This window comes from Kitasatospora sp. NPDC090091 (assembly GCF_044747365.1).
Classification (GTDB): Bacteria; Actinomycetota; Actinomycetes; order Streptomycetales; family Streptomycetaceae; genus Kitasatospora.
On the sequence record NZ_JBIVDY010000004.1, the window covers coordinates 468,052 to 485,602 of the forward strand.

The 17,551-nt window shown below is 75.0% G+C and carries 16 protein-coding genes and 1 pseudogene; 4 read left to right on the forward strand and 13 right to left on the reverse strand.

The window, feature by feature from the left end:
• Window positions 1-2 precede the first annotated feature (2 nt).
• Both pqqB and ACIPSC_RS09885 read left to right on the forward strand, forming a co-directional pair.
• Entirely contained in the window at window positions 3-899 is an 897-nt protein-coding gene (gene pqqB / locus ACIPSC_RS09880; protein ID WP_400824560.1) for a pyrroloquinoline quinone biosynthesis protein PqqB, read from the forward strand.
• A gap of 263 nt (window positions 900-1,162) precedes the next feature.
• On the forward strand, window positions 1,163-2,578 hold the full coding sequence (locus ACIPSC_RS09885; RefSeq protein WP_400824524.1) for a lytic transglycosylase domain-containing protein: 1,416 nt from the start codon (window positions 1,163-1,165) through the stop codon (window positions 2,576-2,578).
• A 106-nt stretch (window positions 2,579-2,684) separates the two neighbouring features.
• Here the strand turns inward: ACIPSC_RS09885 and ACIPSC_RS09890 are convergent, their stop codons facing one another.
• The 6 genes and pseudogenes from ACIPSC_RS09890 to ACIPSC_RS09915 all read right to left on the reverse strand — a co-directional run bounded on the left by ACIPSC_RS09890 (window position 2,685) and on the right by ACIPSC_RS09915 (window position 7,280).
• Window positions 2,685-3,788: a DUF5954 family protein gene (locus ACIPSC_RS09890; protein ID WP_400824525.1), complete on the reverse strand. Its 1,104-nt coding sequence runs from the start codon at window positions 3,786-3,788 to the stop codon at window positions 2,685-2,687.
• A gap of 323 nt (window positions 3,789-4,111) precedes the next feature.
• Window positions 4,112-4,696: a TerD family protein gene (locus tag ACIPSC_RS09895; RefSeq protein ID WP_400824526.1), complete on the reverse strand. Its 585-nt coding sequence runs from the start codon at window positions 4,694-4,696 to the stop codon at window positions 4,112-4,114.
• A 276-nt stretch (window positions 4,697-4,972) separates the two neighbouring features.
• Window positions 4,973-5,638, reverse strand: coding sequence for a class I SAM-dependent methyltransferase (locus ACIPSC_RS09900; RefSeq protein ID WP_400824527.1), 666 nt, complete (start codon window positions 5,636-5,638; stop codon window positions 4,973-4,975).
• Between the two features lie 72 nt (window positions 5,639-5,710).
• Window positions 5,711-5,818 (reverse strand): annotated as a pseudogene (locus tag ACIPSC_RS09905) (RNA-guided endonuclease TnpB family protein); the annotation flags it as partial.
• A gap of 34 nt (window positions 5,819-5,852) precedes the next feature.
• The gene (gene yidD, locus ACIPSC_RS09910; RefSeq protein ID WP_400824528.1) at window positions 5,853-6,416 is read right to left on the reverse strand and encodes a membrane protein insertion efficiency factor YidD; all 564 of its coding nucleotides are present in this window, start codon (window positions 6,414-6,416) and stop codon (window positions 5,853-5,855) included.
• 90 nt (window positions 6,417-6,506) lie between these two features.
• Window positions 6,507-7,280: a hypothetical protein gene (locus ACIPSC_RS09915; RefSeq protein ID WP_400824529.1), complete on the reverse strand. Its 774-nt coding sequence runs from the start codon at window positions 7,278-7,280 to the stop codon at window positions 6,507-6,509.
• 420 nt (window positions 7,281-7,700) lie between these two features.
• Here ACIPSC_RS09915 and ACIPSC_RS09920 point away from each other — a divergent pair, with 420 nt between their 5' ends.
• Complete coding sequence (locus tag ACIPSC_RS09920) at window positions 7,701-8,705, forward strand: hypothetical protein (protein ID WP_400824530.1); 1,005 nt, start codon at window positions 7,701-7,703, stop codon at window positions 8,703-8,705.
• A 77-nt stretch (window positions 8,706-8,782) separates the two neighbouring features.
• On the opposite strand, the gene ACIPSC_RS09925 is transcribed toward ACIPSC_RS09920, so the two are convergent.
• The 6 genes from ACIPSC_RS09925 to ACIPSC_RS09950 form a co-directional block, all read right to left on the reverse strand.
• The gene (locus tag ACIPSC_RS09925; protein ID WP_400824531.1) at window positions 8,783-10,192 is read right to left on the reverse strand and encodes a family 2B encapsulin nanocompartment shell protein; all 1,410 of its coding nucleotides are present in this window, start codon (window positions 10,190-10,192) and stop codon (window positions 8,783-8,785) included.
• 388 nt (window positions 10,193-10,580) lie between these two features.
• Window positions 10,581-11,738 carry a hypothetical protein gene (locus ACIPSC_RS09930; RefSeq protein ID WP_400824533.1) on the reverse strand — a complete coding sequence of 386 codons (1,158 nt, stop codon included), beginning with the start codon at window positions 11,736-11,738 and terminating at the stop codon, window positions 10,581-10,583.
• Between the two features lie 155 nt (window positions 11,739-11,893).
• Entirely contained in the window at window positions 11,894-12,874 is a 981-nt protein-coding gene (locus ACIPSC_RS09935) for a DUF1963 domain-containing protein (RefSeq protein WP_400824534.1), read from the reverse strand.
• 198 nt (window positions 12,875-13,072) lie between these two features.
• Window positions 13,073-13,585 carry a hypothetical protein gene (locus ACIPSC_RS09940; protein ID WP_400824535.1) on the reverse strand — a complete coding sequence of 171 codons (513 nt, stop codon included), beginning with the start codon at window positions 13,583-13,585 and terminating at the stop codon, window positions 13,073-13,075.
• Window positions 13,586-13,800: 215 nt separating this feature from the next.
• On the reverse strand, window positions 13,801-15,237 hold the full coding sequence (locus ACIPSC_RS09945) for a PLP-dependent aminotransferase family protein (RefSeq protein ID WP_400824536.1): 1,437 nt from the start codon (window positions 15,235-15,237) through the stop codon (window positions 13,801-13,803).
• Between the two features lie 93 nt (window positions 15,238-15,330).
• Complete coding sequence (locus ACIPSC_RS09950; protein ID WP_313767162.1) at window positions 15,331-15,618, reverse strand: hypothetical protein; 288 nt, start codon at window positions 15,616-15,618, stop codon at window positions 15,331-15,333.
• A gap of 426 nt (window positions 15,619-16,044) precedes the next feature.
• Between ACIPSC_RS09950 and ACIPSC_RS09955 the strand changes: the two genes are divergently transcribed.
• A complete protein-coding gene (locus ACIPSC_RS09955) occupies window positions 16,045-16,374 on the forward strand; it encodes a chaplin (protein ID WP_400824538.1) in 330 nt (109 codons plus the stop codon).
• Window positions 16,375-16,522: 148 nt separating this feature from the next.
• Here ACIPSC_RS09955 and ACIPSC_RS09960 read toward each other — a convergent pair whose 3' ends face one another.
• On the reverse strand, window positions 16,523-16,936 hold the full coding sequence (locus tag ACIPSC_RS09960) for a universal stress protein (RefSeq protein WP_400824562.1): 414 nt from the start codon (window positions 16,934-16,936) through the stop codon (window positions 16,523-16,525).
• Window positions 16,937-17,551 lie beyond the last annotated feature (615 nt).

Consider the following 17,551-nt stretch of genomic DNA (forward strand, 5'->3'; position numbering starts at 1 on the left):
GGATCCTCGGCACCGCCGCCGGCGGCGGGCTGCCGCAGTGGAACTGCGGCTGCGCGGGCTGCACCACCGCCCGCCGCACCGGCGCCGCCCGCACCCAGGACTGCCTGGCCGTCAGCGCCGACGGCACCGCCTGGTACCTGGTCAACGCCTCGCCCGACCTGCGTGGCCAGCTCCTCGCCGCACCCGAACTCGCCCCCGTGCCCGGCAGCCGGGAGACCCCGCTGCGCGGCGCACTGCTCACCAGCGCCGAACTCGACCACACCCTCGGCCTGCTGACCCTGCGGGAGGCCGCCGCCCTCACCGTCCACGCCACCCTCCCGGTGCGCTACGCCCTGCACTCGGGCTTCCCGGTCGGCCCGCTGCTCGCGCCGTACACCAAGGCCCGCTGGCACACCCTCACCCCCGGGCAGGCCGTCGAGCTGGACGGCGGGCTGCGCGCGGAGCCGCTGGCGCTCGGCGGCAAGCGCCCCCGGTACGCGGCCGACCTGCCCGGCGAGGGCTGGGAGGGCCGGTCGGACTGGGTGGTCGGCTACCGCTTCACCGCCGCCGGCAGCCGCGCCCGTGCCGTGTACGCACCCGGGCTGGCCGCCTGGACCCCGGCCGTCGAGGCGGCGGTGGCCGGTGCGGACGTGGTGATCCTGGACGGCACCTTCAGCACCGACGACGAACTGGCCGGGCGGACCGGCGGTGCGCGCACCTCCCGCGGCATGGGCCACCTGGCGGTCCGGGACTCGCTGCCCCACCTCGCCCGCCTCCCCGGCCCCCGCTACCTCTACACCCACCTCAACAACACCAACCCGCTGGCCCATCCGGGCTCCCCCGGCACCGAGGCGCTGGCCCGGGACCTCGCCGCAGCCGGCGCCGCCGTCGCCGAGGACGGGATGCTGATCGAGGTCTGACCCCGGCCCGGCGGCGGGGTCCGAGGGAGCGTCACGACCGGCCCGCGCCGGGCCCGCGCCGGTCGGCCCCGCCGCACCCGGGCGCCGCCACCTGCGCGTTCATCCGACGGTGGCGCCTCGGGCAACCTTTGGCCACCTCCACCGCGTCAGATCGTCGTGATACTAATCATCCCGGGGACGCGATCTGTCATGCACCGTCAGGCACCATGCCGGCGGACGGTCCGTTTCGCGGTAGTCCGAACGGTCACGGGGAGGGGCACGGCATGAGCGCAGCGCTGGGCGGCGATCGGCGGACGGGGCACCGGCTGCGGCTGGGCAAGCGGATGGCCGGCACCGCGGCGGTGTTCACCGCACTGGCGGCACTGACGGGTTCCCAGGTGACCGGCCTCGGCCTGGCCCCGGTCGCCGCGGCCGACACGCCGCAGTCCACGGGCGGTGCCACGGCCACCCGGGCCGTCGCCACCACCGTGCCCGGTGCCGCCGTTCCGACGCTCCCGAACACGCCCGGCGGGCCCGGCACACCCGTCGACGGCGGCGGCACCGTCCCGCTGCCGCAGCCGCCGACCGCGCTGCCCGGCGACCCCTCGGCCGGCCCGTTCCGCACCGGTCCCGCGCTGCCGGAGACCGTCTTCGCCGCCTACCGGCAGGCCGAGACCGCCCTGGCGCAGCGCTCGCCCGGCTGCCACCTGCCCTGGCAGCTGCTGGCCGCGATCGGCGAGGTCGAGTCCGGACAGGCCGACCGCGGCGCCGTGGACGCCGGCGGGACGACGTACCGGCCGATCCTCGGGCCGGTCCTCGACGGCAAGGGCTTCGCGGCGATCCCGGACACCGACGGCGGCCGGCACGACGGCGACCGTGTCTGGGACCGGGCCGTCGGTCCGATGCAGTTCATCCCCTCCACCTGGGCCTCCTGGGGTGTGGACGCCAACGGCGACGGCACGGCCGACCCCAACAACATCTTCGACGCCGCGCAGGCCGCCGGCCGCTACCTGTGCGCCGGCGGGCGCGACCTCGCCGACCCGGCGCAGCTCGACCGGGCGATCCTCGGCTACAACCACTCCGACGAGTACCTGCGGACCGTCAAGAACTGGATGGCCCACTTCGGCACCGGGACGGCGACCACCGTCCCGAACCGTCCGGCCCCGGCCGCCACCGGCTCGCCCACCGCACCCGCCGCGCCGGTCCCGCCCGGCGCGTCCGTTCCGTCTGCGCCGGCTCCTTCGACCGCCGCCTCGCCGTCGCCCGCACCGGCCACGGCGTCCCCCTCGGCCCCGCCGAGCGCGAGCGCCAGTCCGAGCGCGAGCACGTCCCCGAGCGGGCGGCCGAGCCCGAGCGCGAGCACCTCGCCCAGCGCGACGCCCACCGGGACCCCGACCGGCACCCCGACCGCGACGCCCGGCGGCACGCCGACGGCCACGCCCACCGGCTGCCCGGTGCCGACCCCCTCGGCCACCGGCACCCCGAACCCGACGGCCTCCCCGTCGGCCACCGCCACCGCCACGGCGGGCGCCACGCCCACGGCCACCCCGTCGGCCACCGCGACGGCGTCGCCCACCGCCCCCGGCTGCCCGAGCCCGTCCCCGACGCCCACCGCGTCCGCCTCCGCCGCCGCGTCCCCCGCGGCGGCCCCGTCGGCGAACGTCTCCCCCTCGGCCGCGCCCTCGCCGTCGGCCCGCTGACACCGCGCACAGAGCGGGGGATCCGGCCCACCCGGATCCCCCGCTCTCGCGTGCCTGCCGCCGGACGGGTCGCGACGGCCCGGCCGCCCGGGGCAGCGGCGGGCAGTCAGTCCCCGGCGAACCCGACCTCGTCGCCACCGCCGTCGTTCTCCTGCACATCGTTCTCCTGCACGTCGTTCTCTTCGTCGTCGTAGCGGATGCCGGCCGCGCGGTCGCGCTGCTCCTGGAGCTTGACCGGGAGGTCCGGGTCCCAGTCGGAGGTGCGGGGCAGCTCGGGCCCGTCCGGGCCGAGGCGGACCACGGGTTCGACCCGGACCAGACGGAACCGGCGCTCGCCGGCGGACAGTTCGTGGCCGCGCTCGGCGTCCAGGCGGTCGGCGGCGGCCGCGTACCGGGCGCGCTCGTCCGCCGTCAGCCGGGGCAGCATCCGCGGGGCGAAGTCGCGCAGGTAGGCGGCGAGGCTGTCACGGGCGGCCTGGGGGGACTCGCAGGCCGCGGTCATCGGCGCCCAACGGCCCTTCGCGTACTCGGCGACGGCGCAGTGCACCGGCAGGACGAGGACGTTCGGGTACAGGTGGGAGGCGAGCCGGGCATCGGCCCGGACGTCCTCGGGGATGCCGTGACCGGCCGGGACCAGCGCCGCCATGTCCAGCCGGAGGATGCCGTCGACCAGCGTGACGGAGGCGGCCGGGTCGATGACGAACCCGCGCACCCGGGACGGCGCACGGTGGCCCTTGCCGACCTCGGCCGGGTCCGGGTCGGTGGGGCGCGGCGGCTCGATGCCCTCGGGCCCGGAGCGCAACACCTGCTCGGCCCGGAAGATGCGGTACTCCCGGCCGGCGACGGCGATCTCGTCCAGCGCCTCCCAGTCCATCCGCCGGTACGCGGTGGTGTACGCGGCGCGCTCCTCGGCGGTGATGTTCCAGGAGGCGGCGAACGGGTGGCCGGGCTCGGTCCGCGCCCAGCAGCGGAACCGGTGGCCGAGGTCGTCCCGGGCCATCTGCGGGGTGGTGGAGTGGAAGTCGAGGATCCGCCAGGCGCTCGGACCGACCCGTTCCAGGCTGCCGAAGACGGGCGGCATCATCATCAGCCGGGGGTACTTCTCCCGGGACTCCCAGGCCTCCAGGCCGACCACGGCGGCCACCGGGTCGTCGGTGGCACCGACCCGGATGGTGAGGTGCGCGGGCAACTGCACGGCGTCGTCGTCCATGCGGCCAGTGTTAGCGGACCGGTCGAGCGCGTCGCAGCGATATCGCGGAAGTCCACCCGACCGAGCGCCACCGGTGGCACGCTCCCCGCAGGGCGGCCCGCCGAGGTCCGCAGCCGACCGCTGTGCGGCCGCCCGTGGGCCCGAGCCGACGGCGGCCCGGCCGCCCGGCCGCCCGGCCGCCGCCGGGACTTCAGCGGACGCGGGACCCGTCCGGGGGGAGATCGGACGGGTCCCGCGCCGCGTTCGGGGGTGGGCGGGCGCGGAGCGGCCGGCGGCGTCCGGTCGGAACCGCCGGCCTCCCGGCAGCGCCCTGCCGGCACTCGTCAGAGGTGCTTGACCAGCTCCGGCATCAGGTCCTGGAAGGTACGGCCGCTCGCCGGCTGGCCGATCGCGGCCATCTGCCAGCCGTTCCCGGCACGCTGCACCTTGGCCATGATCTGCGCGGTGTACGGGCCGCCGCCGGTGAGCGTGTACCGGGCGAGCTCGGCACCGGTCTGCTCGTCGACCAGCCGGCAGAAGGCGTTCTCGACCTCCTGGAAGGTCTGCCCGGTGAAGGAGTTCACGGTGAACACGATCTGGTCGACCGCGGCCGGCACCCGGTCGAGGTCCACCGTGATGGACTCGTCGTCGGTCGCGTCGCCCGCGCCACCGGTCAGGTTGTCGCCGCTGTGGCGGACCGAGCCGTCGTTGCTCTGCAGGTGCTGGAAGAAGACCACGTCCACCGGCTTGCTGCCGGCGAACAGCACCGCCGAGGCGTCCAGGTCGATCTCCTGGGAGGCCAGCAACTTGGCGAAGAAGCCCTTCTTCTGCGCGGCGCGCCAGCCGAGGCCCATCCGGACCACGCCCAGCCGGCCACCGCCCGCCTTCTCCAGGCTCAGTTTCTGCCCCTTGGCCAGCGAAACGCTCATCGCGCCCTCCTCGTTCCTCCGCCTGCCGGCTTGAATCTACAGCACTGTAGAGACCGGCCGCGTCCGGGGCTCCTCGCGCGGTCCGCCTCCCCCTGAGTCACGTACCCCGCTCCGGCGATCCGCACCACATCGTTCGACCACGCCGCTCCGAAGACAGGATCATCCGAGCACACCCGGGCGGCGCGCGGCGGCTGACACACCGCAGCGTGGCGTGCGGTCTCCGGTGCGCGCCGAAGTCGACGGCACCCGGCGCTGCCCCGACCTGGCGGCGAATCCTCAGGCGGTGCGCTCCAGCCGCACCAGGGCGTCGATCGCCTCCGTCCGCTGCGGCGCGCCGGCATCGGCCACAGCGGCCCCGGCGACCGGTCGGTGACCGACCGCGGCGTCCACCGGCCGGTGGACGCGCTCGGCCCGGACCGTCTGCAGCCCGGCACCGTCGAGGTCGGCGAGCACGTCCTCCGGGGTGTAGAGGACGCGCGGGTCCTGCGGACCGCCGACGCCCCCGGTGAGGTTGGTGCTGTCGTGGGCGATCACCAGCAGGGTGCCGCCGGGGGCGAGCGCGGCGGCGGCCCGCACGAGGGCGGCCCGGCGGTCCTCGGCAGGAAGCTGCAGATAGGCGACCAGCACCAAGTCGTAGCCCTCCGGCGGGGATTCGAGCTCGCGGGCGTCGCCGTGGCGCCAGGTCAGCCGGTCGGCCACCTCGTCGGGCAGGTCCGCGGTGAGCCGCTCGGCCCGTTCCAGCGCCACCGCGGAGTAGTCCAGGCCGGTGACGTGCCAGCCCCGACGGGCCAGCCAGATGCTGTTCCGGCCCTCCCCGGCGGCGACGTCCAACGCCCGGCCCGGGGCCTGCTCGGCCAGCTCACGGACCACCCAGCGGTTGGGCTCGGCACCCCAGACCAACTCGCCCGCGGCGTAGCGCTCGTCCCAGTCCCGGCTCTCCATGGCTCTCCTCCACTCGACGGGGCTGCTCCCGTACGCCACCGTACCGGCGGGGCCGTCGCGGGAGGCTCAGCGGCGGCCGATGCGGGCGAAGGCACGCCCGTACCGGGTGGCCTTGTATTCCAGCATCGCGAGGAACTGCGACCATCCGGCGTCGTGCACGGACTTGGCCATGAGGCAGCGCGGATCAGGGTGATCCGCGCGGCCCCTCGGCTGCTCAGCGGCCCGGCACCGGGTCTGCCGTCCCGCGGCGCGCGACGCCCGGGCGGCAGCGGAGCAGCCGCCCGACCGTCAGCCGGGCGCCGCGCACCGCGCCGTGCCGGTGCAGCGCCTGGACGGCAAAGGTCGAACAACTCGGCGTGTACGGGCAGCAGGCCGGCCGCTTCGGGCTGACCTCAGCCCGGTAGTACCGCACCGCGCCGTACAGCACGCCCGCCGCGAACCCGCCCGGCACGGGCGCGGCCGGATCCGCGCCGGCACCCCCGCCCGTGCCCCGGTGACCACCACGGCCGCCGGTCAGGGCGAACCGGACTCCCGCGGCCATCATCACCGGGACGAGCGCGATCAGGCAGGGGTCGCCGAGGTCGCAGCAACAGTCGGCGCCGTCACAGGCGTCCGACCAGTCGCGGTCCTTCTTCTTCTTGTTCCGCCGCTTGTACGCCAGCCACTCCTGCCGCTGCGCCCTGCGCCGGCGACGCTCCTTCTCGGGCAGCCACCACCACGCCCGCTCGGGACGCTGCGGCGGGAACTGGGCGCCCGGACCGGGCGTCGGGTAGGTCACGGTCGGCATTTCCTCTCGGCACGCTGGCGCGCCGGAGCCGGCCCCCGACGGCCCGACCAGGTTATCCGAGCAGGCCGCCGCAGCGGTACGTCAGTCCTGACCGCCACCCAGGGTGGGGAACAGGTCGGTGAACGGCTGGGTTGTCACCGAGACGCTGCGGCCGAACGGATCGTCGAAGTCCCAGATCAGGAAGAGCAGGAAGGCGATCAGCGCACTGAACGCCCCCGCCAGCAGCAACTCCCGGTAGGAGCGCCGGATCTGCAGGGCGAAGACCATGCCGACCGTCACCACCGCCCCGACGATCAGGCCGAACCAGACCACGCCGGGCATGGTCGGGCCGGCGTTCTGCCCCCGTGCGTTGCGCGCGTCGTCGGCGACGCTGATCCGGTCCATGATCGGCTGGTAGGCCTGGGCCTCCAGGTCGCCGGCCGGTGTGCGGGTGGCGACGTCCTGGCGCAGCTTCTCCAGCAGCTCGGTGCCCCGGGCGGAGACCTCGCCGTGCTCGCGCATGTACTCCCACTCGACGTCCACGACGTAGGAGACGTAGGCGTCCACGTCGGCCTGGACCTTGTCGCGGAACTCGACCGGGTAGACCTGGGCGCGCTCGCTCACCTCGTGCAGCGACTGCGCCTCGCGGAACACGTCGTCCTGGGCCGCGCCGCGCGCCTCCCAGACGCCGGCGATGGCGAGGCCGAGCACGATCGCGTAGACCACGCCGATCATCATCGTCATGTACTCGATGACGTCGGGCGTCTCGTCGGTGTCCTCGTCCTCACTGACCCGGCGGTGCCTCAGCAGCACCACCGCCACCACGACGGCACAGGCCGCCGACATGGCGATGGCCAGCGCCAACCACTCGGACATGGGAACTCCTTTCCAGGGTTAGGGATTTCAGGGGGTGGGCCACAGTCGCCGCTCGGCGGGGCCGGTCCGCGGCGGGACCCGTTCGCGGGGACGACGGCTTCGCCGAGCGGCGCCCGGTACGGCCGCGGCCGTCGGACGCGGGTCGCGTGGCCGTGACGAGCGCGGACGGCTGCGACCGTGACCGCCGGGGAGCAGTGCGGTCGGGCACCGGGCTTTCGGCCACCCGCGTTGCCGGGGGCCGGGGTTGCCGGCGGCCGAGCAGGCGGGACGGGTGGCCGCGGGCCAGGTGGGTGGAGAGTTCTCGGCGGAAGTCCCCCGGGGCCCGCTGCGATCCGCCGGGCCGGTCAGGACCGGCCGGAACCGCCGCGGCCGGACCGGCCACGCGGTCGCAGGGCCGCCGCCGCGAGGACCGCCGGCACGGTGACCACGAGCATCGTCCTGGTGGTCGCGCCACCGTGGTGCCGCTCGGGTGCCTGGACCGGCGGGGCGAGCGGCACCTTGGCGGGCTTCGCCACCGGTTTCGGCCGCACGGGGCTGGGCGCGGGCGGGCTCGGGCTCGGCTCCGGCGGGGCCGGGGGCTCGGGCGCCGGCGCGGGCGGCGGAACGACCGGTTGTGCGGTCGGCTTCGGCGTGGGTTTCGGCGTCGGCCGGGGCGACGGGGGCGGCGGGGTCGGCCGCGGCGTCGGGGGTGGCGCGGGCGGCGGCACCGGCGCGGCGGTGGGCGGCGGTGTCGGCATCGGCGTGGGGGTCGCGGTGTGGGTCGGGCCGGGCGTCGGGGTGGGCTTCGGCGTGGGCTTGGGCGTGGGGGTCGGTGTCGGGGTCGGTTTGGGGGTCGGCGTCGGGCTGGGACAGGGAGGCGTCGGGGTCGGGGTCGGCGTCGGGCACGGGTGGTGGTGGCCGGGCTTCGGGTGCGGCTTCGGCTTGGGGTGGTGCGGCTTCCCCGAGTGGTCGACCGTCACCCCGACCTCCACGTCGACGTCGACATCGACGTCCACGCCGCCGGGGCCGACCGACACCGAGACATCCGTCCCGGTCGAGACGCAGGTCTCGACGACCGGCCCGTGGGATCTTCCGCCACCCTGGTGTTCGGACGCCCGGGCACCGGCCGCGCCGCTCAGCAGCGCGCAGAGTGCGGCCACCCCGGCCGCGGCACCGGCCAGCCGGGCACGCCGTCCACGGGCTCCGCCACCGTCGCCGCCCACCACGATCAGGTCTGCGGTCACGGCTGCCCGTCCACCGGTATCCGTCGGGGCTGCTGGGGCTGCGGCATGGGTTCCATGCACCTCTCGCGTCGCGGGGGACGTGGGAAACGTCTTCGGTCGGGACCTCGCCTACGGGTCCTCGTCGAGCGGCCGCCCTCCACGGGAAGGCCCGCCCGACACCGGACGGCCCGCCTTGTGGGGCGGGCCGTCCGACATCAAGTGAAACGATCTTGCGGTCGACCGGTTACGGCCGGACCGGATTCGGGCGCGGCCGCCGGTGGACGGCGGCCGCGCCGCCGCTCAGTGGCGGCCGTGGGCGATCTCGACGTTCTCCAGGACGCCGACCGCGTCCGGCACCAGGATCGCCGCGGAGTAGTAGGCGCTGACCAGGTAGGAGATGATCGCCTTCTCGTTGATCCCCATGAACCGGACCGAGAGGCTCGGCTGGTACTCGTCCGGGATCCCGGTCTGGTGCAGGCCGATGACGCCCTGGTTGTCCTCGCCGACTCGCATCACGAGGATGGAGCTGGTGTTCTCCTTGGTGATCGGGATCTTGCTGCACGGCAGGATCGGGACACCGCGCCAGGCCGGCACCTGCTGCCCGCCGAGGTCGACATGGTGCGGGTAGAGGCCGCGGGCGTTCAGCTCGCGCCCGATGGCCGCGATGGTCCGCGGGTGGGCGAGCAGGTAGTCCGGGTCACGGCGGCGGTTGAGCAGCTCGTCGAGGTCGTCCGGGGTGGGCGGGCCGGAGTGGGTCTGGATCCGCTGGTCGAAGTCGGCATTGTTGAGGAGGCCGAACTCCGGGTTGTTGATGAGCTCGAACTCCTGGCGCTCGCGCAGCGCCTCGATGGTCAGCCGGAGCTGGTGCTCGGTCTGGTTCATCGGCTGGTTGTAGAGGTCGGCGACCCGGGTGTGCACCTTGAGGACGGTCTGCGCGACGCTCAGCTCGTACTCGCGCGGCTTCAGCTCGTAGTCCACGAAGGCGCCGGGCAGCTCGTACTCGCCGTGGTGGCCGGCGGACATGGCGATCTCGGCCTCACCGCGCTCGTTCTGGCGCTGGAGCGGCAGTGCCAGGAACTCGTGGAGGTGCGCCTGCAGCGCGGGCGAGCCGTCGCGGATGGCCTCGAAGTCCCGGCGGGGCAGCGAGAGCACGGTGCCGGCGGTGGCGGTCTTGGCGGTGAACTCCCAAACGGCGTCGGGGTCGAGGACCGCCTGCTCGCCGAACCGGTCGCCGTCGCCCAGGACGCCGACGACGGTCTCGTCACCGTACTTGCCGGTGCCGATCTGGTTGATCTTGCCGTGGGCGATCAGGTAGATCCGGTCCGCCGCGGCGCCGCGCTCGGCCAGCACCTCGCCCGGGCCGAAGTCCTGCTGCTCGCAGCGGTCGGCGAGGGCCATCAGCACGTCGTCGTCGTCGAAGCCGCGCAGCAGGGCCAGTTCGCCGAGCTCGCGCGGGATCACCCGCACCTCGGATCCGGTCTTGATGAACTCGATCCGACCGTCACCCACGGTGTAGGTGAGGCGGCGGTTCACCCGGTAGGCGCCACCGGCGGCCTGCACCCAGGGCAGCACCTTGAGCAGCCAGCGGGAGGTGATCTCCTGCATCTGGGGCGCGGACTTGGTGGTCGTGGCGAGATTGCGGGCAGCAGCTGTGGTGAGGCTCGACTGCTGCGGCACCTGCTGTGTCTCCGGGTTGGTGTCCACCGGCATCGGCAGGGTTCTCCTTCATCTGGTCAGGTCACGCCGACCCGCCTCGGCCAGGCCGTGTCGGATCGTCAGATAGGCGTCATGGTGGGGGTGTTGGCGAAATACTGCGATGCGCTCCGCCTTCTCGGGCGGTCCACCGGGAACCCTAGATCACCGATCCCCGACCCACCCGGAACGGACCGCAAGTGCCGCCCGATAGGGTGAATCTCGACCATGGAGAGGTTGGAATCCCCCAGCCGTCTCTAGACGGATCTTCGATTCCCTGCGCACGCGAAACACCCGCAGGTCGGAACCACCCCTCCCATCCGAACGGATCAACGACGCGGCCCGCGGGCGGGGCCCCTGTCCGCGAAACCAGGGAACGCCTGTTCGGCCGTCGAACAGCAGGCCGCTACGGGGCGGGCGGTGTCTCCCGACGGCGGCGCCGAGGGCGGTGGCTCCGGTACCAGAGCGTGCCGACCACGCCGGAGACCACGACCAGGGCGAGCGCCAGCACCGGCCAGCGGCTCTCCGCCAGCCGGATGTCGGTGGCCAGCAGGAACAGCACGGTCCCCACCGGGACGAGCACCGAGACCAGCGCCTGGAAGGTAGCCGCGACGAGGCCGGGGTCGGTCCGCGACCGACCCGGTTCCAGCCAACCGGCCGCATGCCCGCCGAAGTAGTACGAGACACCGGTGGCCGCCACGCGGTCGGTGGCCCGGTTGTACGAGTAGGCCATGTACGGGAGCCACACCAGCGGTGCGACCGTCCCGATCAGCAGGACCGCCCCCACCAGCGCCCACTCGCCGGCGGTGTGCCAGCGGGACGGCGGCGGATCGGTGCCCTCGCTGGTCAGCCCGAGCAGGCGGGCCATCCGCCAGATCAGGTACCAGAACGAGCGCCACCGCCCCGTCGCGGGCGCCGCCGGAGCGGCTTCCGGCGCCGCGGCGGATTCGGGCGCGGGCCCTGCCGCGGGCCTGCCTCCGGCGGCCGGCACCTCGGCCGGCACCTCGGCCGTGCGCTCGGCTCCGGCCTCCGGTCCGGGCACGGCTCCGGGCCCGGCCTCGGGTCCGGCCTCGTGGCCGGGCAGGTCGGCCGTGTCCGCACCCGGTTCGGCGGCGAGCGCCCGCTCGGCGATCGCCACGTCGGGGTAGGCACCCTGGAGCACCATGAGTTCCGGGATCCGGGCCCGGTCCGCCGGGTCCCGCCCGGCGAGGGCGGCGAGCTCCAGGAGGAGCTGCCCCTGGGCCAGCAGGGCGGTGCAGAACGCGAACGGGACCAGCCAGAGGAAGGGCCCGCCGACGAACGCCCCCTCGCTCGTGCTGACCCGGCGGCCGCGCTCGACGACCAGCCCCACCAGCTCGTCCGGTGCCGCGTCGGGGTGCGCCGCCCGGAGCGCGGCGATCCGACGGGCGGCCCGCGGGCCGCGGTGGCGGACGGCGAAGACGGCCAGCGTCTCGGGCAGCCGGGACGGGTGCTCCCGGATCGAACGCACCAGCTCGCCGACCGGGGGCTCCGGCGCGTCCTGCGCCTCCCGGTCGGTCTCCTCGCTCCGGCCCCTCAGCTTCACCGCTTCACTCCGGACCCGGCCCCCGCGGCCGGGTTCCCCGGCCACTGTCAGCAGCCTAATCGGGCCGGGCCGGGGCCGCCCCGCCGGACGCGGCCGCCCGGACCGTGCCCGACAACGGGCCCGACGACCGGCCCCGACCCCGCCGCGGCGGCCGGTCAGGCGATCTCGAAGCCGTGCCGCGCCCGGTCGAAGCGGCCGGCGGCCAAGTCCTCCCCGGTGATCCAGAACGAGACGTTGACGCACTCGCCCCAGTCCACGTCCAGGGCCGCGTTCTCGATCTGGAGCAGCGGACGGTGGTCGGCGGGGCGGCCGGTGTCGGTGTCGCACCAGCCGAGCACCCGCACCTCCGGGCTGGGCAGGTGGTCGCGGAAGTCGGCCGCGAGGTCGAGGGCGATCATGAAGTCGTCCGGGAAGAGGTTCTCCAGCTCCCGGTCCTGGTAGGAGGGCGCGGAGAGCTCCCAGCGGGACCGGACCGGAACGGCCGGGACGGCGGGCCTGCACAGGTCCTGCTCCGGCGCGGGCCGGGGCGCGGAGCCGGCGGGCACGTGGAGGACCTGACAGCCGCGGCCGGAGAAGTCGGACAGCCACTCGTCGTGGAAGAAGAGCAGCAGCCCGTGGTCGGGAAGCGGCCAGTCGCCGCCGGGGCCGGTGGCGCGGAAGGACGCGGCGAGCCCGGCGCAGTCGAGCTGGGCGAGGAACTGCATCGGCCGCCCGCCGAACTCCGGCCATCCGGTGTCGGCCGGCAGGGACGGCAGGCCGCCGAGCTGCCCGGCGCTCGGGGCGGTGCCCGAACCGGCGCTCGCGTCGGCGTCGCCGCTCGGGGCGGCGTCGGTGGCGGGGACGAGGACGAGGGAGTGGCGGAGCAGCCGGTCCACCAGCGGCGCCGTCTCCTCGCCCGCCCGCTCGCGGATCGCGGCGTACACGGCGTAGGGCATCGGCATCCCGGGCGGCTCGTCGGCCCCGGCCCCGGCCGCGGTCCGGGAGGCGGGCGCGGTGACGGCCGCCGCCGGGTCGGCGCCGGCCTCGGCACCGGCCTCGGCGCCGGTCGCGGCGGCGGGCGCGGCCGCGGTCGTGGGGCTCGCGGGCGGCGTGTCGGACGCGGCGTCGGGCGCGTCGGTGGTCAGCGGTTCGGCCATGGGCCCAAGCCTGCCATCCGGCACCGACAACCCGTGCACGCGCCCGGCGCGGACAGCCCGTCCGAGAGCCCCGGGGCGGGCCCGGGCCCCCCGAACGAATGACCCGTCAGGTGCCGGAACGGGGGCTGCCCGGCACCTGACGGGGGCTTGGCGGGGACTCCCGGTCGGGAGCCCGCGGGGGGACGGGGGCGGGGTGGTTCAGGCGGCGCAGGTGACCTCGTTGCCCGGGACGTCGAAGATCCCGGAGTCGGCGGCCGCACCGGACTGGTACTCGTAGTAGAGGTACGTGTAGAAGTCGATCCGCGCGCCGGAACCACAGGCCGAATCGGCGGCGATGTCGTAGGTGAGCGTCACTGTCGTGGTGGCACCCGCGGCGACCGGAACGGTGTGGTGGACCAGCCCGTTCGTGGCGCCGGTGTCGCAGCTGCCGACGTTGCCGCCGCACGCGGAGAACGCGTACTTCAGGCCGGTGGCCTGGGTGGTGCCGTAGGTCGGCTGGATGGACTGGTAGACGAACTGCACGGGGGTGTCGTGCGGGTTCGTCAGCGTCAGGGTGAGGGTCACCGAGGAGCCCGGGGTCGCCGTCGCCTTGTCGGAGCTGACGGACAGCAGCGGGGTGTCGGCCTGGGCGGGAGCGGCCGAGAAGAGCAGGCCGAGGACGAGGGCCAGGATCGTGGCAAGACCGAAACGGCTCATGAGTGATGTGCGCATGACCAAGGAGCGTAGGGACCGCCGCCGGTTCCGGCGCCCGGCTCCGCCCCGGCCCGTACGGGCATATGACAGCGGAGCGGACGCGGCGGGCCATTGCCTGCGCTCCAGGAGGCGAAGGGACCGCCGGAAGCGGCGATGCCCCTCTACTCTCCCGCTCCGCTCCCCCGCCCCGCCGGCCGCCCACCGGATCGGGGAGGCGAGGACCGGACCCGGGCTCAGACCGGCGGGGGCAGGATGTCGCAGAGGGTCGCGACCGCCGCCTGGTAGGCGTGGTCCGGCGGGGTGGCGTACCCCACCACCAGGCCGTCCGTCGCGGGCATCTCCTCCGGGCCGATCCCCGGGTGGCGGTAGTCGGCCAGCCCGTCGACCGCCAGGCCGTGGTACGCGGCCGCCTTCAGGACGGACCGCTCGGTGCCGGGGGCGAGCCGGAGCACGGCGTGCAGGCCGGCGGCGATGCCGGACACCTCGATGTGCGGCGCGTGCTCGGCCAGCGCCGCCACCAGGTGGTCGCGGCGGTCCCGGTAGCGGCGGCGCATCCGCCGGACGTGCCGGTCGTAGCCGCCGGACTCGATGAACTCGGCCAGGGTCAGCTGGTCGAGCGCGCTCGCCCAGGCCTCCCGCTCCCCCTTCGCCGCCAGCACCCGGTCCACCAGGTGGTCGGGCAGGACCATCCAGCCGAGCCGCAGCGCCGGGGTCAGGCTCTTGCTGACCGTGCCGAGGTAGACCACCCGTTCCGGGTCCAGCCCCTGCACGGCGCCGACCGGCTGCCGGTCGTAGCGGAACTCGCCGTCGTAGTCGTCCTCCAGCACCAGCCCGCCGCGCCGGCGCGCCCAGTCGACCACCGCCGCCCGCCGGGAGGCGTGCAGCGGTCCGCCGGTCGGGAACTGGTGGGCCGGGGTGAGCAGCACCGCCCGGACCTTCTTCTGCGCCGCCAACCCGTCGATCCGCGCGCCGTCCTCGTCCAGCGGCAGCGGCACGGTGGCCACCCCGGCGCGGGCCAGCAGCCCGCGGTGGAAGCCCAGCCCGTACGCCTCGACGGCCAGCGGGCCGCTGCCGGGCGACGGCAGCACGGCGCCCGTACCCTCGAACAGCAGCCGCAGCGCAGGGGCGAAGCCGGAGCAGACGACGATCCGGTCCGGGTCGGTGCGCACCCCGCGGGCCCGGGCGAGGTAGTCGGCGAGGACGGTGCGCAGCTCGCGCCGGCCCTGCGGATCTCCGGGCCCGAAGGCCTCGTTGGGCGCGGCGGTGAGCGCCCGGCGCGCCGCGGCGAGCCAGGCGGTGCGCGGGAAGGAGGACGCGTCGGGCTGCCCCTGCCGCAGGTTGTGCACAGGGCGCTGCACGCGGGACGGCCGGCGGACGCCGGTCGGGGCGACGGGTTCGGCGCGGTCGGCGACGACGGTTCCCGAGCCCTGCCGTGCGGTGAGCCAGCCCTCGGCGACGAGTTCCGCGTAGGCGTCGGCGGCGGTGTTGCGGGCGATGCCGAGGTCCGCGGCGAGCGCGCGGTACGGCGGCAGCCTGGTCCCGGGGGCGAGCCGACCGCTGCGGATCGCCTCGCGCAGCGCGGCCATCAGCGCGGCGCGGCGACCGCCGGTGGCGGGCAGTTCGAGGTGCAGGTCGCTGCCGGACGTGGTGGCGGTCGGGGTGTCCGTCATGGTCACGAACCCTATCGGGGACGGCCGACGGCCCCGGGGGCGGACGGTGCCGCCACCGGGGCCGCGGCCCGGAGGAGTCGCCCGTGGCCCCGGTCAGTCGATCCGGATCGAGTTGACGATGAACGAGCGCACGTCGTTGCGGGTGCGCTCGGCCAGCGTCGAGTCGGTGGAGTAGGCGCTGACCGTCAGCCAGATGTTGCCGGACTGCGGGACGCAGACGATGTTGGCGATCACGTCGTTGTTCCCGCCGATCACCTGGTAGTCGCCGTCACCGGCGAGGTCCCAGACCTGGAAGCCCTGGCTCTGCAGGGCGCTCTGGGCCAGGCCGAGGCAGTCGCCGAGGGTGTCGTTCTTGGTGAAGGTGCCCCAGTGTGCGTACATGCGGTCTCCCTTGGGTGGCTGTGGCACCGCCGGCCGGTGCGGGTCCGGCGAGCGGTGCGGCGGTCCCCGCGGTCGGTGTGCGAGGACGGTCGTTCGGCGGCGGCCCGGGTGGCGGCCCGGGCCGCGGCCTCTGCGTAGAGCTTCGGGCGGGCGCTGTCCCGGCCGCACGGGTCCGGCGCCCCATCCCGGTCCCGGCCCCGGACCGGGACCTGCCCTCGCCGGCCTGCCCTGCCGTGCCGCGCCCTGCCCTGCCCTGCTGCGGGCCGCGGATCGCCCCGGACCCGTTCTGCGCGGTCCGCGGCGCCCGTCGGAGTACGCCGGCCGGGTGGCCGGGTTCCGGCATCGGGGTCGCATCACGCCTGCATTCGAGTGGGTTCAGGGGTGGATTGTGTTCAGTCCGGCGTGTCGACTGGCTATTCCTTCCGCATGACCAACACCAGGAAGTACCTGATCGCCGCCGGCTTCAGTGCCGCGCTGGCCGTCCTCTCCGCCGGCCCCGCCTTCGCCGCCGACTGCGACACGTCCAGGTACAGCTCCACCGCGGCCACCGACCCGCTGGCCTCCGACGCCGCCGCCATGGCCGCCGCGCTGCTCGACAGCACGGGGACCGGGACGACCTGCATCAACACCGGCAGCGCCACCGCGAGCGGCATAGTCACCGGCTCGCCGGGCGTGCTGTCAGGCAACCAGATCCAGATCCCGATCAACATCCAGGCCAACATCTGCGGCAACAGCATCTCGCTCCTCGGCGGATAGGCCTCCGCCGGCCCCACCCACCCCTACCCCCCTCTTCAGCCGAAGGGCTGCGGACCCGGCTCCCTGCCGGTCCGCAGCCCTTCCTCCGTGTTGGCAACAGTTCCGTGGTGGGCGGGCCCGGACGGTGGTGGGCGAGCCCGGACGGGCCCTACGGAACGACGGTCACCGGCCAGCGGCCCGCCTTGACCAGCCGCACCGCGACCGAGCCGATCAGCCGGTGCCCGGCCCGTTCCGAGGCCCCGACGACCACGGCGTCGGCCCGCAGCTCGTCGGCCAGCCGGGCCATGCCCGTGAACGGGTCGCCCTGGACGGTCACGAAGCGCCAGTCCAGCCGCCAGACGTCGCTCAGCCGGCGTTCGGACTCGCGCAGCGCGGCCAGCAGCTCGTCGGCGATCTCCCGGGTGGTCTCGCCGACGGCCGCCCCCGCGAGCGCCGTGGCCGCCCCCATGACCGGCTGCACGTAGGCCACCGCCAGGGTGGCGTTCTGCCGCCGCGCGAGGCCCGCGGCGTAGGCGGTCGCGCGCCAGGAGGAGTCGGAGCCGTCCAGCCCGGCCACGATCATCCGGGGCCCGTCCGTCCCCAACTCGAATCCGGCCGGTGCGGCCGCCACTTCCGGGCCCTCGGCGTCCCCGACGGCCCCTGCATCGCTCTCGTAGGTCATGGCCCGAGGCTATGCCGGGCACGCCGGGTGACGGTTCAGGCCACGACGGGTGAGGGCTGTGGTGCGGGCCACCCCGGGACGGGTGCGCCGGCACCGGTTCGTGCACACGCCGACGCGGGGGCGTGACGCGGCGTCGACGATGTGCCCGGCCTCACAGCCACACCCGTGTGGCGCGGACCACTCCCACCCCATATTCGATCTTGAAAAATGGGGCATTTGCCTTCAAACTGGCACAATTCCTTGATCGATACCTCAGGTAACCACCCCCCGACCAGCCCAAACCTCAGAATCCTTGAAACCCCCCACCCCACCCCCGTAACTTCGAACCCGTTGCACCGACCAACACCGCCCCGGAGCCCAGCGCCCCACCGGACGGACCCCGGTGCCCGACCACGCGAGCCGCGTGTCCCCGAAACCACACCCCCCCAAGGGCCTGGTTCCGCGCGCCCGCACACCCCCCTTCCGAAAGGAAACCCCCATGGCCTTCCGTAACGAGACCGCCACCGCCACCACCGC